The organism is Gemmatimonadota bacterium, assembly GCA_009841265.1.
Classification (GTDB): domain Bacteria; phylum JAAXHH01; class JAAXHH01; order JAAXHH01; family JAAXHH01; genus JAAXHH01.
Genome location: VXMB01000009.1, coordinates 1,233,478 through 1,256,345, shown reverse-complemented (window position 1 = coordinate 1,256,345; position 22,868 = coordinate 1,233,478). Strand labels below are relative to the sequence as shown.

Here is a 22,868-nt window from a genome sequence, read left to right as displayed (position 1 = left end):
TGGCCCGATCAATCCAGACCCGATTCCCGGTCGCGTGAACGGCTGTCGGGGTCCCGCGATCCGGGCGGTCCGTAGCCACCTCCGCCGGCGGACAGGGCGATGATGCGGTCTCCGGGGAGAATGGGCACTTCGGTTTCCTTCGATTTCAGCATCCGCTCTTTGCCGTTGGACATCACCTTGTACCGGTGCGGCAGACCCGGCGCACCGCCAAAGAGCCCGAAGGGCGGGTTGACGACGCCGTCGCCCGCCATGTTCAGTTTCGCCGGCTCGTCCCCCTCGTAGACCATTTCGAACACGGCGCCCAGTCCGCCCCGCCACGTGCCGTCGCCGCCCGAGCCCGGCCGCAGGTCGTTCCGTACGATCTTGAAGGGGAAGCGTTCCTCGGTGATCTCCACGCTGGGGCTGCGGATCGCCCCGGCCACGTTGACTTCGCCCACGCAGGACCAGCCGTCGTACCCCCGGGAGGCGCCCCCACCGCCCCGCCCGAAGAAGAAATGCCATATGAACCGGTTCCCCGTGCGCGGATTGCGTCCGGTAATCGCGAATCGAAGCCTCCGGGAGAACCCGGCGTTCACGGCATCCGGCGCTACCGGGGCCAGCGCCTTGAAGACGGCCTCGACGATCTCCTCCCCGCAGTGGTTGGTGCTCATGCACACCGGCGCCGGCGGGTTCGGATTCACGATCAGGCCCCTGGGCGCGATGACCTTCACCGGCCGCATGGATCCCTCGTTCTTGGGTACGTCGGACGGCGCCATGTACATGATGGCGACGTGGGCCAGCGAGCGCGTGTTGGCATAGGCGCTGTTGATGAACCCGGTGACCTGGGGACTCGATTCGCTCAGATCAATGATCATTTGGTCGTCCTGGACGGTGACCTTTGCCCGGATGGGGATCGACTCGGCGTCGAACCCGTCGTCGTCCAGCAGTGTCTCCCCGAAGTATACGCCGTCCTTCCAGCCGCCGATGAGTTGCCGGATCCGCCGTTCCGCGCTGTCCAGGATGGCTTCGACGGACGCCATCAGGCCATCGGCGCCGTAATCATCGAGCAGCGCCTGCAGCCGGCGCGCGGCGATCTGTACCGATCCGATCTGGGCGTGCAGGTCGCCGGTGAAGTTCTCCGCGTGGCGCACGTTGACTGCCAGCATGTGCAGCAGGTCCTCTCTGGGCCGGCCCGCTTCATAGAGCCGCACGGGCGGAATGCGAAGGCCTTCGTGGTACAATTCGCTGGCCGAGGGGTTGTAGCCGCCGTGGGTTCCTCCGCCGATGTCGCTGTGATGGGCCCGGTTTACGGCGAAGAAGCGCAGGTCCCCGTCGCGGAACACGGGGTAGATCGCCGTGATGTCCGGCAGATGGCTGCCGCCGAAATAGGGGTCGTTCAGAATGAACAGGTCACCCTCATTGATGTCGTCGCCGAAGTATTCGCGCACTGCTTCGACCGACGGCGGCAGTGCGCTGATATGCACCGGAATGCCTTCGCCCTGCGCCACGAGTTGCCCCGTTGCGTCGAGGATCGTGGTGGAGAAGTCCCGGCTGGAGTTCAGGATCTGCGACATGGACGTGCGGATCATGACATCCGCCATCTCGCGGGCGATCGATTCCAGGCGGTGGGCGACGACCGAATGAGTGATCGGATCCGATCTGGCCAAGTCCGCGTCGGGCGTGTCGGGCGCTTCCGGAGCGTCCAGCGCATCCAGCGCATCCGACGAATCCGACACTAGCGCATCCGACGCTTCACGCGCGTCGAGCGCCGCCGGCGAAACGGCCAGGACCATCCCGCCGTAGGGATCGACTTCGAGGCGGTCGCCTTCCTCGACGAGCACGGTGGTGAAATCGGACTCGACGATGGCCGGTCCATCGATCGCGGTGCCGGGCGCGAGGTCGTCCGCCGCGTAGACGTCGGCTTCGGTCCAGGTTCCGGTATAGACCCGCCGCGTGCCCTTTCGGGTGTTCCCGGTCCCGTCGATCCGTTCCTTAACGGGCAGGTCGACAGACGGCAGTTTCCCGGTTACCGTGGCGCGCAGCGTGACCAGGCGGATCTCCTGGTCGAGCTGATGGTAGGAATACAGGGTCTGGTACCGTTCGTGAAAGAGCGAAGCCCACGCACGTCGTATCGCACCGTCGTCCATCGCAAGGTCCGGGACGGTCACGTTCACCTCGTAGATCTGGTCCAGGTAGCGCATGTCCGCCGTGAACCGGGTGGCGATGTCCTCGTCCGCCAGTCCCTGGTTCCTGAGCCGGGCGATGCCCTGGCCGGCCATCCGGTCCGTCAGGCGTCTTACTTTGTCGAGATCGACCACGTCCAGGCTGTCCGTGAATGACTGGGCGAAGTCGTACCGGAGGTCGGACGCGAGCATGCCGTAGGCCGACAGCACTGGGGCTGCCGAGGGCAGGTAGACTTTGCCGATACCCGTCTTCCGGGCGACCTGACCCACGTGTAAACCGGCCGCTCCGCCGAAGGCCAGCAGGGAATAATGCCGGGGATCTCCACCCCGGCGCACGGTCAATAGTCGGATGCCTTCGGCCATGGCCGTGGTCACCACGTCGAGGATGCCGAGGGCCGCGTCCACCGTGGACAGCCCGAGTGGTTCGGCAACGGAGTGCTGTACCGCCCGTTCAGACAGATCGGGAAACAGGGGGTTCCGTCCGCCCAGGAAATTCCCGGGATCGAGGTAGCCCAGGACCAGGTTCGCGTCCGTAACCGTGGGCTGATCGCCGCCCCGGCCGTAACAGGCCGGACCGGGATCGGCCCCGGCGCTCTGGGGTCCGACGTGCAGGGTTCCTCCGTCGTCCACCCGCGCGATGCTCCCGCCGCCCGCGCCCAGCGTATGGAGATCGATCATCGGCACGGCGATCTTCCATCCCCCTTCGTAGTGTTCCCCGGAGACCTGGGGATCGCCGGCTTCGATCACCGAGATATCCGTGCTCGTTCCGCCCATGTCGAATCCGATGAGATCGCCTTCGCCGATCAGTCGGCCGTAGGCGACGGCCCCGCTGACCCCTCCGGCCGGTCCGGAGAGTATAGCCTGCACGGCCTGCCTCGCCGCGACGTCCAGCGGCGTTACCCCTCCGTTGGATGTCATCGTGAGGATGTCGCTCGCGAGACCCAAACCGGACGCTTCCTCCTTCATGCGTTCGAGATACCTGGCGTAGACCGGACCCACGTAGGCGTTCACGGCCGTGGTACTCAGGCGGTCGTATTCCTTGATCTGGGGCAGGATCTCGGAGGAGAGCGAGAGGTACAGTTCCGGGTGCCGCTGCCGGATACGTTCGCCGATGAGCCGTTCGTGCATCGGGTTCAGGTAGGAGAAAACCAGGCAGACGGCGACGGATTCCACGCCGGCCCGCGCGAGTTCATCCAGTATCCCGTCCAGCGCCTCATTATCCACAGGCGCTTCGACGGTACCGTCGGAGCGGATTCGTTCCGCCAACGTATGCCGCAGGGGCCGCGGAACCAGGGGCTCGACAGGGGTCATCCTCAGATTGTACCGGTCTTCTTTCAGCCCTTCCCGGAGCGCCAGCAGGTCCCGGAAACCCTCGGTGGTGATCAGTCCGACCCGGGCGCCCTTGCGCTCCAGGAGCGTGTTGGTCGCGACGGTGGTGCCGTGAATGAACAGCCGGGTCCGGGACATCAGTTCGGCCGCGGAGAGGCCGTGGGATTCGGCGATGTCGCCGAGTCCGTTCATCACCGCATTGGACGGCGCCTGGGGCGTCGACGCCGTCTTGAAGTAGCGCGGCGCGGAATCGCCTTCCACCACGACAAAATCCGTAAACGTCCCGCCGACGTCGATGCCTATGGAGAAGGGTGGTTTCGAGGCGTCCGGTGAATCGGCGTCCGGTGAATCGGCGTCCGGTCTCGTGTCGTCGGGACTCGCGGCGTCGCTGGCGTGTTCGTTCATTTCGAATCTCCGGACCGGTCCGTGTTGACGCAACATGATCGGCATACTATACTGTGCTATACCATTTCAAGCGCTAAGCACGGTCTAAGGAGGTCCTGGCTACGATGGCGAGGACCACTTTTCATACGAAACCGGAAAACGCACTTTCTCCTACCAGGAATCCCACGGCCAAGTCCATGAATCCGGCCCGCATTTTCGAACAGAACGAGCACTGGATCAAAAGAAGGCTGGGTTCCGATCCCGGCTATCTCGACCGGCTGTCGCGGCCGCAGCAGCCGGGTATTCTCTACATCGGATGCGCGGACAGCCGGGTGATGCCCGAAGCCTTCATGGGCGCCGGACCGGGTGAGGTCTTCGTCCACCGCAACGTGGGCAACCTGGTCGCCCCCGGGGACCCGAACACGGGTTCCGCCGTCATCTACGGGGTCGAGCATCTCAAAGTCGGACATGTCGTGGTGTGCGGCCACTACGACTGCGGCGCAGTAAAGGCGGTGCTGCAGTCGGAAGACCTCGGCTCGCTCGAGCCCTGGCTTGAGAACCTGAGAGCGGTTTCCCGGCGCCATCAGTCGGAACTGGAAGCCCTCCCCGATGCGACGGACCGCTGCGACCGCCTGGTCGAACACAGCGTCCGCGCGCAGTGCGCGAACATCCTTGAGTTTCCCGAAGTGCAGGCGTCGATCCGCGAGACCGGCCTGCAGGTGCATGGCTGGGTCTTCGACCTGCGTAGCGGCAGGATCGTGGACCTGAACGTAGATCGCGGATGATGCCGTTTTCTTCGGACACCGATTAAGCCGAACGAATGGCGGACGGGCATCCCCGCCGCAGGCACTCAGACCGATCCCGCCTGCTTCCGCAATACCTTGCCCGGCAGCGCGCCGGTGTGTTCCCCACCATCAATGACAACCGCGCCGTTTACCAGGACGCTTTCGATGCCCTGCGCGTACTGATGGGGGTTCATGAAGTCGGCCCGGTCGATGACCGTGTCCGGATCGAACACCACGAGATCGGCGACCAGGCCTACGTCGATCCTGCCACGGTCGGCGAGTCCCAACCGCTGGGCCGGCTGTCCGGTCATCTTGTGCACGGCGGTGGGCAGGTCGAACAGTCCCTCATCGCGGCAGTACTTGCCGAGCACCCTGGGAAAAGTCCCGTAGTACCGGGGATGGGGCGTGGTTTCGCTCAACGGGCCGGAGACGGCTGCGGCCCCGCCGTCCGAGGCGACCATGACCAGCGGATGGGTCAGTACGGAAGTGATCTCCTCCTCGCTCATGCCGAACCCGACCATGCCCACGCTCCCGTTCTCCGCGATGAGCAGTTCCCGCACGAACTCGAAGGGATCCTGACCGCTTCGCGCGACGATCTCCGATACCCGCCGGCCCACGTAGTCCTGGTTTTCCGCCCTGCCGACCGAGGTGATCATGACGGCGCTCCAGTCCCCCAGCATGTCGACCTTGTCGACGGCCGCCCGTCTCATGGCGGGCAGGACGTCCGGTGACTGGAGTCGGTTGACGAACGCCTCGGCGCCGCCCGCGCGGAAGCGGGTCGGAAACAGGTTCTGCAGCGTCGTGGCGTAGGCGATGTAGGGATACCTGTCGAGGGTGATGTCCATCCCCTCGCCGATCGCCTGTTCAATCATGTCGAAGCATACCGCGACCTTGTCACGGTTCCGCCTGCCCGAAGCCTTGAAGTGGGCGATCTGGAGCGCGATCTCGGCTTTCCGCGCGGTGCTGATCGCTTCGCGCACGGCTTCCACGAGGAAATCGTCCTCGTTGCGCATGTGGGTCGCGTAGAATCTGCTGTAGCCCGCCGCCACCCGGCCGAGTTCGGAAATCTCATCCTCATCGGCAAAACTGCCGGGCGTGTATTCGAGTCCGGACGAAAGGCCCCAGGCCCCTTCCGACATGGCCTGGTCCACGAGGTCCTTCATCGCATCGACCTGGCGCGCGCTGGCCGGCACGTTCTCGTACCCCACGACGTATCCGCGTATGGTGCCCTGGCCCGCGAGCGAGATGAAATTGAGACCGATGCCCTGCTGTTCGAGGGTATTGAAAAGCCCCGTGAAATCCGTCCATCCTATGTCCACGCCGTAACGCCGTCCATAGCCGTCCTGCATCGACCTGAGCCGCGCGTCCGTCAGCGGGGCCAGCGAAGAACCGTCCTGGCCGGCCACCTCCGTGGTCACGCCCTGCCGGATCTTGCTTTCGGCCCTGGGATCGACCAGGAGCGATAGGTCAGTGTGGGAATGGATATCGATGAATCCAGGGCAGACGATCTTGCCGGTGGCGTCTATCGTATTCCTGCTGGAACCCTGGACCGGACCGATCTGGACGATCCGGTCTCCCTCGATGGCTATATCGGCGACCACGGGTGCTGCGCCCGTCCCGTCGATGACCTGTCCCCCTCGGATGATCACGTCGTAACGCTGGGCGATCGCACAGCCGTCCAGTATCGTGGACAGGCCGCCGACGGCCGCGCCGGCGCCCGCCAGGCTTGTTCTCCTGAGAAAGTTGCGTCTGGACCAATCCATGATTGCGCTCTTTTCGTTAGTTGGTCATCCGGATCTTCAGACCCTGATCGTGAAGATGCTGCTTAATGGAATCCACCGTATAGTGGCCGTAGTGCAGCATGGAGGCCACCAGGGCCGCGTCGGCCCCGCCTTCCGTAAGGGCGTCGTACAGGTGTTCCGGCCGGCCGCCGCCGCCCGAGGCGATGACCGGGATGCCCACGTTGTCAGCGATCATCCGCGTGAGTTTCAACTCGTAGCCTTCGAGCGTGCCGTCCGCGTCGATGGAATTGACGACGATCTCGCCGGCGCCGAGGACCTCGCCGCGGCGCGCCCATTCGAGGGCGTCCATGCCGGTGACGCGCCGGCCTCCGTGGGTCACAATCTCGTAGCCGGACGGCAGGGATCCGGAACCGGCCGCCCTGATGTCCATGGACAGCACCACGGCCTGGACCCCGAAGGCGTCGGCCGCCTCGGAGATGACCCCGGGATTGCCGACGGCCGCCGTATTCAGATTGACCTTTTCCGCGCCGGCTTCCAGTACCTTTCGGCAGTCTTCGACCGACCGGAGTCCGCCGCCCACCGAGAAGGGGATGAACACCTGCCGGGCAACCTCCTCCACCACGTCGAGCATGATGGCGCGCTGGTCGCTGGATGCCGTGATGTCGTAGAAGACGAGTTCGTCCAGGCCGGCTTCGTAGTACCGCCGCGCCGCGGAGACCGGATCGCCGATGTCCTTCGTGTTGACGAACCGGACGCTTTTGACCAGCCGGCCGTCGCGCACGTCCAGGCAGGAAATGAGCCGCTTGCTCAGCATGGATTCCCGTCCCAGCGCGCGAATTCGCCCAGCATCTTCAAGCCCACGGGACCGCTTTTCTCCACGTGAAACTGGGCCGCCACGATATTGCGCCGGCCGATGACGGCCGCGAACTCCACGCCGTACCGGCTCCTCGCCAGCACGTCCCGCTCATCGTCGGGAGCGGGGTAGAAGGAATGTACGAAATAGACTTCGTCGCCCGGCCTAACGTGACGGAGCACGGGGTGCGCGCGGTCGACCCTTAGTGCGTTCCACCCCATGTGCGGTACCTTCAGGGCGTCGTCGTCCGGCCGGAACCTGAGGCACCGGCCGCCGATCAGGTCCAGGCACGGCAGATCGGTTTCCTCGGAACCCGACAGCAGGATCTGGCAGCCCACGCAGATCCCCAGGATTGGCGTCCCCCGATCGGCGGCCGATATGAGCGCTTCGTCGAGCCCCCGTTTACGCAGCGTCTCGAGGGCGGAATGGGCATGCCCCACCCCGGGAAAGACGATACGCTCCGCCCGGACCAGTTCCTCTGAATCCGACGTGATGACCGAAGCCACGCCCAGGTGATCCAGCGCTCTTTTCACCGAGGTCTGATTCCCGGCGTCGTAGTCAACGATGTGAATCATTAAATGTGGATCATTTGAACGTACATTCTACGGGGTGGTCAGGTGGGACGGAATACGATCCTGGCGCATGTTGGCCGCATGTCCCTAGTAATCCGATTGCGCCTGTTTTGTCAAGGGAAAGATAGCTTTGCGGGCACGCCGGGGACGGCCCTGGAAGAGGATTCGGTCGTTGACATCGCCGGGTGGCGTTTCTATACTGGCTTGGTGCTTTTTCACAACGCCGCCGCCGCGCCTGACCGAAGGCGCAAACGGCGGATCCATCGCACCGAAATCCATCCTGCGGAATCGAGACCAAGATGCTCTTCAATGCCACGCGGGCCAGGGCATACATGCGGGATCGCGGACTCGACGGACTGATCGCGACTTCGCCCGTGAATATCACCTATTTCACGGACTACTTCATCTGGATCGACGGGCTCATGAAGTCGTACATGGTCCGGCCCGGCGCATCGGCGGATCTGTCGCAGGGGTACGCCCTGTTTCCCCTCGAGGGCGATCCCGCGCTGGCGGTGACCGGCGCGATGCTGGCCGTCAACGGCGTAGACCTGTGGGTGAAGGACCTGCGGATCAGCGGCGATTCCGGGCTCGACTGGTCCCTACCGCCGAGGCCGTTGTCCGACCGGATGGACCGTATTTACCACCTCCTGCAGGGCACACCGGACTACACTACGACCACCAAGGCCCTCGTAGGAGCTCTGAGCGACCGGGGACTTGCCACGGGCACGCTGGGCGTGGAGACCGACGGCCTGACCGCCGACCGGTACCGGCAGCTGAAGGAAGCCCTTCCCGATGCCCGGCTGCTGGACTGCTCCAACCTCATCCGGCTGATTCGCATGGTCAAGACCCGGGACGAGATCGACCGGCTCACACGGGCGGCCGAGATCAGCGAAACGGCGGCCATGACGGCCATGGAGCAGGCGAGGCCGGGAGACAACGTGCAGGAAGTCGTCCACCGGTTCAGGGCGGAACTGGGTGCCCGGGGGGCGGATCTGGACCACTTCGCCTTCGGGGTCCACGGACTCGGCATCGCGACGGAGCCGGACTTCATCCTCGGCGAGTCCGACGTGGAATACGTGGATTGGGGATGCCGGTACCGGTCCTGCTATTCGGATACCGGGACCACCTTTGCCATGCGGCCGCTGTCGGTCGACATGCAGGCCCGGTTCGACACGCTCCGCGCGTCCATGGACGCCGGCCTGGCCGCGATTCGGCCCGGTGTTAAATCCTCGACGGTACAGGCGGCCATGCAGGAGGTCGTCGACGAAGCGGGTTTTGCCATGTACCCCCATGGCCACGGGGTCGGCATGGAAGTGCGGGACTATCCCGTCCTGTCGCTGGACACCGGCCTGAGGATCTCGGACGACTGCGTAGACGTCCCTTCCGATCTGCCCATCGAAGAAGACATGGTGCTCAACGTGGAAGCGCCGCTGAGCCTGGCCGGGGTCGGATCCCTGCACCTGGAACAGTCTGTCGTCGTGACGGCAAGCGGATCACGTCCTCTCACGGAGCAGCGGCGGGACGGACCGGTGTTTCCCCTGGACGCGTCGGGGCAGGAGTAGGGCGGAACAGAATCGGCGGCAATCTCCCATGAAAATCACTAAAATCTCGTTGCATCAGCCCGCGGGCCTGCTTCGACTGGTGACCGGCGAAGGGATCGAAGGTCACTGTTCCGGGATCACCGCCTCGGGTATCGACGTTGATCTCGTAGCGCCCATCCTGGTGGGATCGAACCCCCTTGACCGTGAACGGACCTGGCGGGCCATGCAGGAACCGGACAAAGGATTGCCGCCAGCTCTTCGCGCCGGGATCGACGTCGCCCTCTGGGACCTCTCCGCGAAGATCGCCGGACGGCAGCTCTTCCGACACCTGGGCGGGTTCAGGGACCAGGTTCCGGTCTGCTGGGTTGGCACCGGAGGAGACACGTCACGCGCTGCGGGTATCTCCGGACCAGAGATCGTCACGGAAGCGAAAGACGCGCAGCGGGCCGGGTTCAAAGCCTACCGATTCGGCGTGATGACGGATGAAAACGCCCTCGTCCACCTGGTGCGCGAGGTGCGTGCGGCCGTGGGACCGGATTTCCCACTGATCCTCGACGGCCGGGCCCGGTGCGTGATCGACGAGGCCATGCGGATCGGCCGAGTGCTTGACGAGGCGGACTATTTTTACTTCGACCGCCCCCGTCCCCGAAACGATCACTCCGGCGGTAAGCAGGTGGCCGGCGAGATCGATACGCCGACCAGCGCGGTAGTGTGCAGTCCCATCGAGGCGTCCCAGGTCATGACGGTCCAGTCCGCCGACCATATCCGAACCAGCGTGCAAAGCGCCGGCGGGATCACGGATGTGGTGAAATCGGCCCGTTGCGCCGAAGCGTTCGGAGCGTACTGTCACCTTGAGGGTGCCGGGATCAGCGACGGCTTCGCCCATATCCATCTCGCAGGCGCACTCAGGAATATGCCTTTTCTCGAAATGACGGGTCATGAGGTCGCGCCGTCGTTCGTCCGGAACCCGGTGCAGATCGAAGACGGCTTCGTCCATCTGCCCGATCTTCCGGGCCTCGGCATGGAAATCGATTTGGATGCGGCCGGGGATATGATCACGGAACTGATCGAAGCCTGAAACGGTATGGCCAGCCGGTAATCTGTGCTTCCGTCCGAAAAAACCCGGCCACCAGAACAGGGAAATCCCATGCAGATCCGGGACGTCAAATGCTACGTGCTGAAGGATGAACCCGAAATCCGACGGGAGAGCAGTGCGGACCGGGGCAGCATGGCGCCTGTGCCGCCGGGCATCTCCGGGCTGTTCACCCATGACCAGGGATTCGGCGCCGGCGAACCCGACGGTTACACGTTCACCGGAGAAGGACCGGAACCGAAGTACCGTCTGGTGATCCGCCTCGTGACGGACGGCGATCTGGACGCCTATGCCGACTACGGCACGGGTTTCGACCCCAGGGAACTGGAATGGCAGGGCCGGCAGTTCCTGGCCCGGTACGCCCACATGCTCATCGGCGTGGACGCCTTCTACCGGGAATACGTGTGGCAGCGGTTCTGGATGGCCCAACGCTTCATGTACACGGGAAGAGGCTTGCTGGATACAATCGACCGGATGTTGTGGGACCTGGCGAGCCGGAGCGCTGGCCTGCCGATCTACAAGCTACTCGGCGCATGCCGGGAAAGCGTGCCCGCCTACTGCAACGTGGGCGGCCGCACCATCGACGACCTGGTGGCCCACGCGGTGCAGCGCGTGGAAGGAGAGGGATTTATCGGCTGCAAGGATCATTCCTACCGGGGCGTGAAAGCCAACGGGGAAATGGCCGTCAAGTTGCGCGAGGCCCTCGGCGACGAAATCATGCTCTTTCACGATCCCGTAGAGTCGTACACCTACGAAGAAGCCGTGAAAATCGGGCGCATCATGGAAAAGTGCCGGTACCGGTGGATCGAGGAGCCCCTGCAGGACTACGACATCCTGGGGCTGAAAAAGTTATGCGCCACCCTCGACCTCCCGGTCCTGACCCTGGAGTGGATCGGCGCCATCGGCGGTCAGCCGTACAACACGGCGCCGTACCTGGCCATGCAGGCCGCCGATATCGTCCGGCAACGGGGTATCGGCATTACCGGGCAGATTAAGCAGGCCCAGTTGGCCGAAAGCTTCGGCGTGGAGGTGCACGGCGGGGATCCCCACGTCATCCTGGCCATCGGGAACGACCCCGTCTTCGAAGCCTTCATGGGACTGCAGCCGCGTCCGCCCGAGGAGGAGCTCGACTGCCGGGGCACCCTCGTCGTGGAAGACGGCGCCATGTCCATCGCCTGGAGCGACCGTCCAGCGCCGGAACCGGACTGGGACGAGACGGCGCGGAGCGCGGTTGCGGTTATCTGAAGTTGACAAGCTCAAGCTGTAGATTGAAATTCGGGAAGGCAGGAAGTCGACGAGTACGAAGGACCAAGCCGTATGCGCCGAAATGAGATATGATGATGGAAGCAACGTGAACGATAAAAACAAGCGCCTCATCGGAGTCAGTTTTAGCGGAAGGCCAATCAAACACGTCAAAATGTGGAGCGAACATGTCTGAAACCATACGATGGGGTATTCTTGGAACCGGGAAGATCGCTCACAAGTTCGCCGAAGCGCTCGCGGTGGTGGCGGATGCCGAGCTTTCGGCCGTCGGGTCCCGGGCACAGGGGACGGCAGACGCCTTCGGCGACGAGTTCGATGTGCCCCGGAGACACCCGTCCTACGCGTCCCTGGCGGAAGACCCGGAGATCGACGTGATCTACGTGTCTACCCCCCATCCCATGCACTGCCGGGATACGCTGCTCTGCCTGAACGCGGACAAGCCTGTGCTCTGCGAGAAACCTTTTGCCCTCAACGCATCGGAAGCGGAAGCCATGATCCGGTGCGCGCGGCAGCGGGGGCTTTTCCTCATGGAGGCCATGTGGACGCGGTTCCTGCCGGCCATCGTGCAGGTACGCCAATGGCTCACCGATGGTACCGTCGGCGAAGTGCGCAATATGATGGCCGACTTCGGATTCCGTGCGGAATTCAACCCGGAGGGCCGCCTGCTGAATCCCGAACTGGGCGGGGGCGCCCTCCTGGATATCGGTGTATACATTGTATCTATGGCTTCGATGGTCTACGGGCAACAGCCGGACCGGGTCGCGGCGCTGGCGGACATCGGCGCAACGGGGGTCGATGAGCAGACCACCATGGCCTTCCGTTACGACTCGGGCGCCATGGCCGCGCTGACCTGCGCCGTCCGGACCAGCACGCCCGGCGCCGTGTCCATCCACGGGACGCAGGGGAATATCCGCATTCCGTCTGCATTCTATGACACCTATACCGCAACGCTGAACGCGGACGGCGAGGAACCGGTAACGGTTGAGCCGTCGCGCGTGGAGAACGGATTCAAGTACGAGATCGAGGAAGCGGGACGTTGCCTCCGGGAAGGACTGCTCGAGACTCCGGCGCTCCCGCTGGACGAGACGCTGGCCATCATGAAGACGCTGGACGCCGTCCGGACCGAGATCGGGTTGAAGTACCCGATGGAATGATGGTTCCGGATAACACCGTATTTAGCGAGTTTCAAGGAGCACCCATGGAGTACGGCAACATTGCGAATGTCGACAAGCCCGTATCGCGTCTGGTACAGGGCACCATCATGCTGAGTTTCGCCGAAGAGGAATACAGCTTCGACCTGCTGGACCAGGTGTACGACGCCGGGATAAATACCTTCGACAGCGCCCACCTGTACGGCGGCGGCGAATGCGAACGCGTGCTGGGCCGCTGGATCGAAGACCGGGGCCTGCGCCAGGAAATCGTCATTCTCACCAAGTGCTGCCACATGAATGCCGACCGGGCCCGCGTGACGCCCTATGATATCTCTTCGGACCTCCACGACTCCCTGGCCCGCCTGAATACGGACTACGTGGATCTCTACCTCCTGCATCGCGACGACGTAAGGGTTCCCGTCGCCCCCATCATGGATACGCTCAATCAGTACATCAGCGCGGGCAACCTGGGCGTGATCGGTGGATCCAACTGGACCCATGACCGCATCGAAAGGGCGAACCTGTACGCCGCCACCAGCGGACAACAGCCCTTCACCGTGAGCAGTCCGAATTTCAGCCTGGCCGAACAGGCCGAACCGCCCTGGAGAGGATGTATCAGCATCAGCGGGAAGGACGGAGCCGACGCGCGGTCGTGGTACCTGGAAAACCAGATGCCGCTGTTTACCTGGTCCAGCATCGCCAGCGGGTTCTTCTCCGGTCGGGTGAATCGCGACAATTACGAAACGCTGGCCGAGCAGGGCCTCTTCGACGAAAGTTCCGTTCGGGCTTACTGCACGGACGATAACTTCGACCGGCTGGACCGGGTCGAAGAACTGGCGAACGAAAAGGGCCTGTCCATACCCCAAGTCGCCCTGGCTTACGTACTCAGCCAGCCGCTCAACATCTACACCCTGGTCGGCGCCCGAAACGGCGATGAGATCAGGGCCAACCTGCAGGCGCTTCAAACGAAGCTGACGGCCGAAGAAATGGCGTGGCTGAACCTGGAACGGGCGGCGCGATCCTGACGCGAGGAATACCGCTATGAGACCTGCAGCTTTATTGACCACAGTGCTGGGCCTTGCTGTGCTCGGACTTGCGATATACACCGGAATCCCGGACGCCCAGGTGCGCAACGCCGTCGGCCGAATCATGCCCGCGGACGCGGCGCCGCTCGAGCGGCAAGTCTTCCGCTTTCTGAACGACGAGCCGACCAACCTGGACATCGGCGTGGCCATCTACGAGGTGGGGGGCATCGTCTTCCTCTTCGAGCGCCTCACCATGCTGGATCACAACAACCGCGTGATCCCGGGCGCGGCCTCGAGTTGGACGGCTAACGAGGACCAGACGAAGTGGACCTTCCACATGCGGCCCAGCGCCCGGTGGAGCGACGGCCGGCCGGTCACCGCCCACGACTTCGAATACAGTTACAGGCGCATGCTGGATCCCGCGTCGGGCAGCGGCTACGCCTTCTTCTACTACAACATCAAGGGCGCGCGGGCGTTCAATACCGGGCAGACCGACGATCCGGACGCGGTCGGCGTGTACGCGGTGGACGATATGACCCTCGTGATCGAAACCGACGGGCCCTGTCCGTACCTGCCCATGATCGCCGCATTCTTCACGTCGATCCCGGTCCCCCGCTGGCAGGTCGAGCGGTTCGGCCCCCGCTGGGCGTCGGACGAGAATGTCGTCAGCAATTCGTCCTACAAAGTGGAGAACTGGCGCATCGGCGAGCGCCTTACGATGACTCTCGATCCCTACTATAACGGCCCGATCAAGGGCTATTTGTCCGAGATCCATTCCATGTTCAGGAGCCGGATAAGCACCGGACTGCTTTCCTACGAGAACGACGAGCTGGACCTGGTGCAGATCGACGTGCGCGACCTCAGCCGGATCGAGGGGGACCCGGTGCTGAACGGGCAGTTGCACAAGTACATGGACTTCAACGCGCTCTACTTATTCTTCCGAACGCGCGAAGGCGTATTCAGCGACCACCGGGTGCGAAAGGCCATCAGCCACGCCATCGATCGTGACGCCCTGTGCAACATCGTGCTCCGGGGTACAGCCCTGCCCGCGTACACCATGCTGCCGCCGGGCTTTCCGGGTTACTCGGGCGACGAACTTAAAGACGTCCAGCGGTACGATCCCGATCTGGCGCGCAGTATCCTGGCCGAGGCCGGATATCCGGGCGGCCGGGGCTTTCCTTCCGTGGACATCTGGCTTCGCAACGATCCCAACCGCATCATGGCGGCCGAAGCGATATCGGGCATGCTGTCCAATAACCTGGGCCTCAGGGTGGGCGTGCGGAACATGGAGCCCCGGGTCTACAGCGAGGCCATGGCCCAGTACCGGATCGACCTCAGCCTGATCCCCTTCCAATACGATTTCCCCGATCCCCATAACCTACTCGGCATGGTCTGGCACTCCCAGCCCGTGGGCGCGGGACGCCACGACTGGATGAACGCGGAGTTCGACCGGCTGGTCGACGACGCGGCAAGGGAGACCAACGAGGAACGACGGTTCGAGATGTACAACGAGGCCGAACGGATCCTGGTCGAGGACGTGGGCGGCGTCTTCCTCTACCACGACTACTTCCTGCAGCTCCGCAAACCCTGGCTGGCGGGCTGGAAAAAGGACTCCACGGGCCAGGAACCCTTCTTCATCGACAATTCCACGATTACGGATCTGTATATACGGCGGTAAGGGACCTGAGCGCTGACGGCGGAGATCCAGGGAGAGTATACTGCTGGGCTACCGAATCCGCGCCAGGTCTTCCCAGAAGCGCGGATAGGTCTTCCCCACCACCTCCGGATCGAGGATATTCAGGCTCCCCAGGCGGGTGCCCAGCACGGCGAAACTCATGGCCATGCGGTGGTCGTGGTAGGTTTCGATATCAACATCTTCGGTGGTGTTCAAGGCGCCTGACAGCAGCTCCCCTACCTCGATGAAGTCCGGCCCCGTCTTCACTGCCACGCCGATCTTACGCAACTCCGCCGCGGGGCATTCGATCCGGTCGCACTCCTTGTGCTTCAACGTGCCGATCCCCGTTATCCGGGTCGTACCCGGAATCAACGGTGATAGGGCGATCAGGGTCAGCGCGGCGTCCGGAATATCCCCGCATTCGATTACGCCCTTCATGGGCCGTACGCGGCAACCTTCCGGTCCTTCAATGACCGTCTTTTTCTCGTCCATTTTCACACGGGCGCCCAGGCTTTCGCAGATGGACAGGAAACGGATATCCCCTTGCCGGGATTCGGATCCGAGGTTCTCAATGACCATCTTCCCACCGTGAATCAGGGCGAGCGCCGCGAAATAGGAGCCGGCGGAAGCATCGCCTTCCACCGACCGGGGTCCCGAACGGTACCGCTGTGGAGCGACCCGGAACCTGCGGTAGTTGTCGTTCTCCACGTCTACACCGAACGTCCGCATTTCGTTCAGTGTAATGTCGATGTAAGGCTTGCTGACGAGTTCGCCTTCGACCTGAATCTCAAGGCCGTCGGGCAGTACCGGTGCGATTTGCAGCAGGGCGGAGAAGAACTGGCTGGACACATCGCCTTTCATCCGGACCGAGCGCCTGAACTTATCAGGTCCCCGTATGGTAACAGGGAGGCAACCGCCATTGGTCGACTCGGCTACTCCCCCCATTTGTTGCACGGCATTGAGCAGCGGAGAGTTCGGCCTTTCGTTCAGGCTGCCCCGTCCGGCCAGTCGCGTTTCGTCGGTCCTTAGGGCCGACAGGGCGATCAGGAAACGGGCGGAAGTACCGCTGAGTCCAAGGTTAAGGATTACCGGTCCTTCTGCGAACCGCCCTCCTCTTCCTTCCACGGTCATCCGTCGATAGTCGTCACTCGCCTGGATCTCGATCCCGAGTTCACCCAGGCATTCCACCATTTCCCGGGTGTCGTCGCAGTCGCAGGGCGCGTCGATTTCGGTCGTTCCCTCGGCCAGCGACGCGAGCACCAGGATTCTCAGCGTAATCGACTTGCTTCCTGGCAGTGCGATGTTATGATTTAAGGTATTACGAATCGTATTGATTATCATTGTATTAATACGAATATCAGCCTATACGCATCCTTCATAAGCCCGACCGGACACCAGGTCGTACTCCGGCATGGCGCCGTTTCCGATGTACTTCGAATGGGCGTCCATGTAGGCGACGGTCAGGCCGATGCGCCGGTCATCGCTGGTATTGGCGTCGGTGCGGTGAAGCGCGAGACTGTGATGGAACGAGCAACTTCCAGCCTTCAGCGGAACGGCGACCTCCCGTTCATAGCCGACGCGGGCGTCCTCGACGCGAAAGTCCTCGAGGTGCTTGTGCTCGATTACGCCGGCCTTATGGGAACCGGAAATGAACCGCATGCAACCATTGTTCTCGGTGGCGTCGTTCAGGGCGATCCAGCAGATCACGAGATCGGGCGGATCGATGCTCGTCCAGTAGGCCGAGTCCTGGTGAGGCGGTTTCGCCGAACCCACCCGGGGCGGCTTGCAGAGCGTCTGGTCCACGTAGATCTTGAGATCGGGGCCGATCAGGCTCCGAACCACGCCGAGGATCTTTGGGTGCCGGGCTAGTTCCTTGAAAACCGGATCGTGCTTCGTCAGGTTCCAGATCTTGCGCACGTTGTTGAAACGGACCGGATCGGCCTGCGTGTCACCGAGTTCCACGCGCGGTTCGATCTGTACGTATTCGTCCGGAAAATCGACCCGTTCGTTGCCGATATCTTCAAGCCGCTGGTGCAGCGCTTTGACCTCCAGCGGCGTCAGCAGTTCCTCGTAAGGGAGAAATCCCTGTTCGTTGAACTGGTCGATTTGTGCCTGGGTCAACGACACCGTTTACCTCCTTTAAGGTGCACTGGAAATTTCACTAAACCACCACGCAGGCCAGGCGAGCACCAGTTCCGCCAGCGCGGAGTAACCGCCATCGGCCGGATGAACGCGGTCGCCAAGAACCGCTTCGCTCTGCCAGACACCGCCGGCATGCAGTTCGTGGATCACTTCGAGATAGGGCACGCCGACCCTTCCGGCGATTTCGCCGACGAGCGAGGAAATCTCCACTCTTCGGCTGTGTTCGTCTGCGTCGATCCCGGGTGGCGGTCCGACCATCAACGTGGGAAACAGGGACTGTGCGCGTTGCAGAACCTCCTCGGTATTGCGAATGGTATCGGCGCGGTCCACGCGCGTCTTCCCGTCCACGATCCAGCAGTCGTTCGCGCCGAATCCGAATACCACCCGGCCGTCGTGAGGTATCAGACGCCGGGCCTCCACATCCCGTTCCCAGCGCCGGAGCACGTCGGTGCTCGTATCGCCGCGTATGCCCAGGTTGTAACAGGTGATGGCGTTCTCTTCTGACCTCGACGCGGCACAGGCCCGGCCCGGCCAGCCGAGATAGGCCGGATCGCCAGTACCGTTCACATAGGAATCACCGATAAAGTAAATGCGAATGTCGTTCAATGCTGTTCGGTCCTCTCTGCCTGTCCGGAGTTCGGTCCAATATATCGGACCGCCATTCCATCTGGTCTCATGGGAAACTTCCTCTGCAGGCCGGTTTGTTTTACACGCCGATCGAAGGCGTGTGCGTCGCCTTAAGCATACGAATTCACGGGGTATTTATCAATTGCCATTTTCGCGGTCGCGTGGAAAATTGATTATGGTACGATGTGTTGAAAAGGCCGTCAATTATCGCGATAGGTCAATAATCGCGATAGGTCAACAACCACGATTGAAGGGTATAGTGAAGGAATAGATGAAGGATTGCACCCATGCGCGCATACGTGATTGACCACAACCAGCTTCGCCTGGCCGATCTGGCGGAACCGGAGGAACCCGGACCCGGAGAGGTACTGGTCAGGGTCCGGTCCGTATCGCTCAACTACCGGGACCTCATGGTCGCCCGGGGCCGGTACGGCAAACCATTCGAGGGGTGGTTCGTCGCCGGGTCCGACATGGCGGGCGACGTGTTGAAAACGGGGCCTGGCGTCTCGACGATACGATCGGGCGACCGGGTCGTGAACGCGCCGTTCCTTCGCTGGCCCGCCGGTAGACTTACGCCCGATGGGATGAAGACCCTGGTGGGCGCGGGCGGCGTGGACGGCGTACTGTGCGAGCAAGTGGTGTATCCCGCGGACGCCCTGGTTGCGATGCCGTCCCACTTCTCCTACCACGAAGGCGCGACGTTGCCCATCGCCGGACTGACCGCCTGGGCTTCGGTCGTATCTCAGGGTCGATTGCAGGCCGGGGAATGGGTCCTGCTTCACGGCACCGGCGGGGTATCCGTGTTCGCCGCACAACTCTCGGAACTTACTGGGGCGCAAGCGTTATTGACCACGTCATCCGAAGAGAAAGCCCGCCGGATGAAGGAAGAGTTCGGCGTGCTGGAGACCTTCGACTACCGGGACGAAGGCTGGCCGGACCAGGTACGTATCTTCACCGGCGGCGGCGGGGTCGACCTGATCGTGGACGTGGCGGGCGGTCAGACCTTCGCGAAGTCCCTGAAAGCCTGCGCGCTGCACGCCCGGATATCTCTCGTCGGCATCCTGGACGGATTCGAAACCCGCCTCAACCCCTTCGATATCATCGGCCGGCAAATTCAGATACGAGGGATCTACACTTCCTCCACCGAAGACCTGCGCGATCTGTCAAGAGCCTGCGAAGCGTCGGGACTCAGGCCCTGCATCGACCGCGTGTTTTCCTTCGATGAAGTGCCCGCGGCCTACGACTACCTCGAATCACAACGGCATATCGGCAAGATCGTGTGTGACCTGCCCTGACGGGGCCGCTGAGGGCTCAGCGGATCTTCAGGTGCCGTTTCCGGTCGGTCACCCGTCCGATGCAGGCTGCCTGCACGTAACCGGCGTCCCGTAGTCTCATAACTACCTCGTCGATACGGGAGGGAGGCACGCCGGCCAGCAGACCGCCCGATGTCTGGGGGTCGAAGAGGAGGGCGTCCCGCCTGTCGAATACACCAGGCTCCGCAGTGTCCGCCGTGCCAGGTCGCGACTCCACCTGCCATCTCTTTTGCAAATGTTCCCTGTTGGACGGCGCCAGGGTACTTTCCACACCGGCGGCCACACAATCCGCCGCGCCGGCATAGAGCGGTATACCAGCGATCTCGATCTCCGCGCCCGTGCCGCTGGCCTCGAGCATTTCGACCAGGTGCCCCGCCAGGCCGAAGCCGGTCACGTCGGTGACGGAAGGAATGCCGGCCAGGGCGAGGATCCTCGCCGCCTCCGCGTTGGACCGCAGCATGCCCTCGAAGACTTCGTCGACCCAGCTTCCCCTGGCCTTGAGGTGCATGTCGGCCGCCAGGATGACGCCCGTGCCGACGGGCTTGGCCAGCACGAGTCCGTCGCCTGGACGCATCCCGCCCTTCCTGAATACGGCTTCGCTGTCGATCAGGCCGTTCATGGTTACGCTGACCGCCGTCTCCGTCCCTTCGCTTGTATGCCCGCCGAGGAGGGTGACCCCGAGGCGCCGGGCTTCTTCCGCGATGCCGCCCATGAGCTGTCTCAGGTCGTTCGCCACGAGGGGTTTTTCCGCGTAGGGCAGCGTGACCGCAACCAGTGCGGAATGGGGTTCGGCTCCCATGGCGTACAGATCGGACGCGGCATGGACCAAAGCGATGCGTCCGAAGAGGTGCAGGTCGCCGGTAAAGGCCCGGAAGCCATCCACCGTCTGCACCAGCGACCGGCCGGGAGGGATCTCCAGCAACGCCGCGTCGTCGGCGTCGTGCAGGCCGATTCGCACGTCCTCGCGGTGGAATACTTCTAGTTCGTCGAGCACCCCGGTCAACACGGACGAACCGACCTTGGCACCGCACCCGGCGCAGCGCATGGCCGACACTTCAGGTACTCCGCCGGCTTCTTCACCGACGGGCGGGGTATCGCTGGTGGACGGCGCCTCGCGGGTGGGCGGCGCACCGCCGGACGGGTCCATGGGCGGCAGCAGGGCGGGGTCGAATTTCCGCATCCAGCGCCGATCGATCCAGTTCTTCAGCCGCCACACCCAGTGGCCGTGGAAGGAGGCGTGGCGCCGGCTCGCGACGGCGTTCCGCGTCCCGGTCATGAGCAGCGCGAGCGCGAAACCCTGGGGTCTGTAGGGAACCAGGGATCGGTGCTCGAGCCAGGCATGGATGTTTCGGGCCAGGACCGGTCCCTCCCGGACCGCGTAGACCCCCGATTTGGGCAGGGAACGGGAAGGAAATTCGATACAGTCGCCCGCCGCGAATACGTTGTCGTAACCCATGGCCTGCAGGGTGGGCCGGACGCGGATGAACCCGGCGCCGCTGGTCTCCAGGTTTGTATCCTTCAACAGACCGGGCGGCGCTCCGCCCGTTGCCCAGAGCAGGAAGTCGCAGGGCAGGGACGGATGATCTTCGAAATGGACGCCCGTTTTATCCACGCCCATGACCCGCAGGCCGGTCAGGCAGGCGATCCCCTTTTCTTCGAGGTACCGCCCGATGATCGCAGCGACACGGGGGCGGTGCCCGGTCAGCAAAGTCGTCTGCGAATCCACGAGAGTGATCCGGACGGGCGCGAATCTCGCTCCCCATCTCGAGTGCATGGCGAAGGCCAGTTCCACCCCCGCCGCGCCGCCTCCCGCGATGACGATCCGTAATGGCCCGCCGTCGCTCCGGTGGTTTTCCTCGAACTCGTGAACCCGCTTCAGCAGCAGGCCGAGCGGCCTCGTGGGCACGGCGTGTTCCCGCACCCCCGGGGTGTCCATGCCCCGTGGAATGGAACCGACGTTGATCGAAAGGGCATCGTAGGCAAGGGGTGGTCGGCCGTTGTCGAAGTAAACCTGCTGGAGGTCCGGATCGAGGCCGGCTACCCGGGCCCGGACGAACCGGATGCCCGCCCAGGTGCATAGCGGCCTCAATTCCATTTCCATCTCGTCGGGCCGGTACAGGCCGGCCAGGCAACCGGGCAGCATGCCGGAATAGCAGACGGTGGACTCGTCCGAGATGAGCGTGACGCGGATGCCGCCCAGGGCCTTTTTCATGGCCAGCATGCGGATGACCTGTACGTGTGAATGGCCGCCGCCGACCAGCAAGAGGTCCTTTTTAAAAGGGATGGACTGGTTCATGATGATTTCTACTTTGTATCGACACCGAACCCACGGTCGCATGACATCGCACGCCTGCGAGACCCGTGGAATCCATCGACCGCGAGGGATTGGAATATACATGGCGAGACCGAGCAGCCAAAGACCATAATGAGTCGCGAGATCGTATAGACCAAAGACCATAATGACCTCGACAATTGACCGAAACTGCCCGTTTTTCGGAGTCGATATCGAAACCTGATCGACCTTGACACGCGCAGTAGATTATCCTGACGATGCTGCCTTCCCTTAACACGGTGAACCGCATGCGAGAGATCCTGAGAAACCTGAACTTACAAAAGGAGTATCAATGGCCTTCAACATCAAAAAGCGCGGCAAGCTGACCTACTATTACCACGGCGAAAACCCGGTGCTGTCGGCCCTGGTTACGGAAGCACAGCCGGATGGGGACCTGAAGATCTACTTCGCCGGTCTCACGGGCGGCTATTCCGCCAAGGGTGTGCTGGAGCGGGATGAACTGATCTCGATGGAACCGGACCAGGAGATCCCCCTGGTCTTTCAGAGCTGGGAGAAATGGCTGATTGACGCCGGCCTGTGCAACTCGCTGCAGGAAATCGACTTCATCGAAGTGCACGCCTTCGGGTGCCAGCCCAAGTCGCCGAATCCCCTCGTGGACCCGGTGGGATACGCCGCCGAGCAGGATCGGCTGAAGGAAGCGTACGCCCGGGCGTATAGCAGCTTCTTCAGGGACTACCTGCCGGACAACGGAGTGCCGTGCCGCTTTACGGTCCATCTCGTCGATGTCCCCGACAAGGCCGCGTCATACGAGTTCTACTCAACGGCCCTGTGGCAGCGGTCTCTCCAGACCGGATCGTCCGAATGACGCGTGTGGATCCGGCCGCCGGGCTTATTATGTCATTCGACCGACCGGGGGCC

Annotated in this window: 17 protein-coding genes; 9 read left to right on the top strand and 8 right to left on the bottom strand. The window is 63.1% G+C overall.

All coding sequences use genetic code 11. The annotated features are described in order from the left end of the window. Positions 1-8: 8 nt before the first annotated feature. Complete coding sequence (locus tag F4X08_10315) at positions 9-3,941, bottom strand: hypothetical protein (GenBank protein ID MYD26195.1); 3,933 nt, start codon at positions 3,939-3,941, stop codon at positions 9-11. Between the two features lie 131 nt (positions 3,942-4,072). Here F4X08_10315 and F4X08_10310 point away from each other — a divergent pair, with 131 nt between their 5' ends. Further along, positions 4,073-4,660 (top strand): carbonic anhydrase, encoded by a 588-nt coding sequence (locus tag F4X08_10310; protein MYD26194.1) that lies wholly within the window; start codon positions 4,073-4,075, stop codon positions 4,658-4,660. Between the two features lie 65 nt (positions 4,661-4,725). Here the strand turns inward: F4X08_10310 and F4X08_10305 are convergent, their stop codons facing one another. The 3 genes from F4X08_10305 to hisH are packed head-to-tail and all read right to left on the bottom strand — an operon-like array spanning position 4,726 to position 7,830. Further along, on the bottom strand, positions 4,726-6,423 hold the full coding sequence (locus F4X08_10305) for a D-aminoacylase (GenBank protein MYD26193.1): 1,698 nt from the start codon (positions 6,421-6,423) through the stop codon (positions 4,726-4,728). Positions 6,424-6,439: 16 nt separating this feature from the next. Next, positions 6,440-7,216 (bottom strand): imidazole glycerol phosphate synthase subunit HisF, encoded by a 777-nt coding sequence (gene hisF / locus F4X08_10300; protein MYD26192.1) that lies wholly within the window; start codon positions 7,214-7,216, stop codon positions 6,440-6,442. After that, positions 7,210-7,830, bottom strand: a complete 621-nt coding sequence (gene hisH, locus F4X08_10295) for an imidazole glycerol phosphate synthase subunit HisH (protein ID MYD26191.1) — start codon at positions 7,828-7,830, stop codon at positions 7,210-7,212. Before hisH ends, hisF begins: the two co-directional genes overlap by 7 nt. Positions 7,831-8,126: 296 nt before the next feature. Here hisH and F4X08_10290 point away from each other — a divergent pair, with 296 nt between their 5' ends. The 6 genes from F4X08_10290 to F4X08_10265 all read left to right on the top strand — a co-directional run bounded on the left by F4X08_10290 (position 8,127) and on the right by F4X08_10265 (position 15,578). Further along, the gene (locus F4X08_10290; GenBank protein MYD26190.1) at positions 8,127-9,389 is read left to right on the top strand and encodes an aminopeptidase P family protein; all 1,263 of its coding nucleotides are present in this window, start codon (positions 8,127-8,129) and stop codon (positions 9,387-9,389) included. A 28-nt stretch (positions 9,390-9,417) separates the two neighbouring features. Continuing rightward, on the top strand, positions 9,418-10,446 hold the full coding sequence (locus tag F4X08_10285; GenBank protein MYD26189.1) for a hypothetical protein: 1,029 nt from the start codon (positions 9,418-9,420) through the stop codon (positions 10,444-10,446). Positions 10,447-10,515: 69 nt separating this feature from the next. Further along, the gene (locus tag F4X08_10280) at positions 10,516-11,706 is read left to right on the top strand and encodes a hypothetical protein (protein MYD26188.1); all 1,191 of its coding nucleotides are present in this window, start codon (positions 10,516-10,518) and stop codon (positions 11,704-11,706) included. Between the two features lie 185 nt (positions 11,707-11,891). Next, complete coding sequence (locus tag F4X08_10275; protein MYD26187.1) at positions 11,892-12,878, top strand: Gfo/Idh/MocA family oxidoreductase; 987 nt, start codon at positions 11,892-11,894, stop codon at positions 12,876-12,878. 44 nt (positions 12,879-12,922) lie between these two features. Next, entirely contained in the window at positions 12,923-13,900 is a 978-nt protein-coding gene (locus F4X08_10270; GenBank protein ID MYD26186.1) for an aldo/keto reductase, read from the top strand. 16 nt (positions 13,901-13,916) lie between these two features. Then, positions 13,917-15,578, top strand: coding sequence for a peptide ABC transporter substrate-binding protein (locus tag F4X08_10265; GenBank protein MYD26185.1), 1,662 nt, complete (start codon positions 13,917-13,919; stop codon positions 15,576-15,578). Positions 15,579-15,626: 48 nt separating this feature from the next. Here F4X08_10265 and aroA read toward each other — a convergent pair whose 3' ends face one another. The 3 genes from aroA to F4X08_10250 are packed head-to-tail and all read right to left on the bottom strand — an operon-like array spanning position 15,627 to position 18,314. Beyond that, positions 15,627-16,916: a 3-phosphoshikimate 1-carboxyvinyltransferase gene (aroA, locus tag F4X08_10260; GenBank protein MYD26184.1), complete on the bottom strand. Its 1,290-nt coding sequence runs from the start codon at positions 16,914-16,916 to the stop codon at positions 15,627-15,629. A 21-nt stretch (positions 16,917-16,937) separates the two neighbouring features. Then, positions 16,938-17,702 carry a phytanoyl-CoA dioxygenase family protein gene (locus F4X08_10255; protein MYD26183.1) on the bottom strand — a complete coding sequence of 255 codons (765 nt, stop codon included), beginning with the start codon at positions 17,700-17,702 and terminating at the stop codon, positions 16,938-16,940. A gap of 12 nt (positions 17,703-17,714) precedes the next feature. Beyond that, positions 17,715-18,314, bottom strand: coding sequence for a lipase (locus F4X08_10250; GenBank protein ID MYD26182.1), 600 nt, complete (start codon positions 18,312-18,314; stop codon positions 17,715-17,717). Positions 18,315-18,631: 317 nt separating this feature from the next. On the opposite strand from F4X08_10250, the gene F4X08_10245 reads away from it, so the two are divergent. After that, a complete protein-coding gene (locus F4X08_10245; protein MYD26181.1) occupies positions 18,632-19,639 on the top strand; it encodes an NAD(P)-dependent alcohol dehydrogenase in 1,008 nt (335 codons plus the stop codon). A 16-nt stretch (positions 19,640-19,655) separates the two neighbouring features. Here the strand turns inward: F4X08_10245 and selD are convergent, their stop codons facing one another. After that, positions 19,656-22,115, bottom strand: coding sequence for a selenide, water dikinase SelD (gene selD / locus F4X08_10240; protein MYD26180.1), 2,460 nt, complete (start codon positions 22,113-22,115; stop codon positions 19,656-19,658). Between the two features lie 166 nt (positions 22,116-22,281). Between selD and F4X08_10235 the strand changes: the two genes are divergently transcribed. After that, positions 22,282-22,815, top strand: a complete 534-nt coding sequence (locus tag F4X08_10235) for a hypothetical protein (GenBank protein ID MYD26179.1) — start codon at positions 22,282-22,284, stop codon at positions 22,813-22,815. Positions 22,816-22,868 lie beyond the last annotated feature (53 nt).

Bases quoted from the DNA above. Each gene is read 5' to 3' on its own strand.
- F4X08_10315 (MYD26195.1), bottom strand. From the start codon at position 3,941: ATGCCGATCATGTTGCGTCAACACGGACCGGTCCGGAGATTCGAAATG.
- F4X08_10305 (MYD26193.1), bottom strand. From the start codon at position 6,423: ATGGATTGGTCCAGACGCAACTTTCTCAGGAGAACAAGCCTGGCGGGC.
- hisF (MYD26192.1), bottom strand. From the start codon at position 7,216: ATGCTGAGCAAGCGGCTCATTTCCTGCCTGGACGTGCGCGACGGCCGG.
- F4X08_10265 (MYD26185.1), top strand. From the start codon at position 13,917: ATGAGACCTGCAGCTTTATTGACCACAGTGCTGGGCCTTGCTGTGCTC.
- F4X08_10280 (MYD26188.1), top strand. From the start codon at position 10,516: ATGCAGATCCGGGACGTCAAATGCTACGTGCTGAAGGATGAACCCGAA.
- F4X08_10245 (MYD26181.1), top strand. From the start codon at position 18,632: ATGCGCGCATACGTGATTGACCACAACCAGCTTCGCCTGGCCGATCTG.
- F4X08_10270 (MYD26186.1), top strand. From the start codon at position 12,923: ATGGAGTACGGCAACATTGCGAATGTCGACAAGCCCGTATCGCGTCTG.
- F4X08_10275 (MYD26187.1), top strand. From the start codon at position 11,892: ATGTCTGAAACCATACGATGGGGTATTCTTGGAACCGGGAAGATCGCT.
- F4X08_10285 (MYD26189.1), top strand. From the start codon at position 9,418: ATGAAAATCACTAAAATCTCGTTGCATCAGCCCGCGGGCCTGCTTCGA.
- F4X08_10290 (MYD26190.1), top strand. From the start codon at position 8,127: ATGCTCTTCAATGCCACGCGGGCCAGGGCATACATGCGGGATCGCGGA.
- selD (MYD26180.1), bottom strand. From the start codon at position 22,115: ATGGTCTTTGGTCTATACGATCTCGCGACTCATTATGGTCTTTGGCTG.
- aroA (MYD26184.1), bottom strand. From the start codon at position 16,916: ATGATAATCAATACGATTCGTAATACCTTAAATCATAACATCGCACTG.
- F4X08_10310 (MYD26194.1), top strand. From the start codon at position 4,073: ATGAATCCGGCCCGCATTTTCGAACAGAACGAGCACTGGATCAAAAGA.
- F4X08_10235 (MYD26179.1), top strand. From the start codon at position 22,282: ATGGCCTTCAACATCAAAAAGCGCGGCAAGCTGACCTACTATTACCAC.
- hisH (MYD26191.1), bottom strand. From the start codon at position 7,830: ATGATTCACATCGTTGACTACGACGCCGGGAATCAGACCTCGGTGAAA.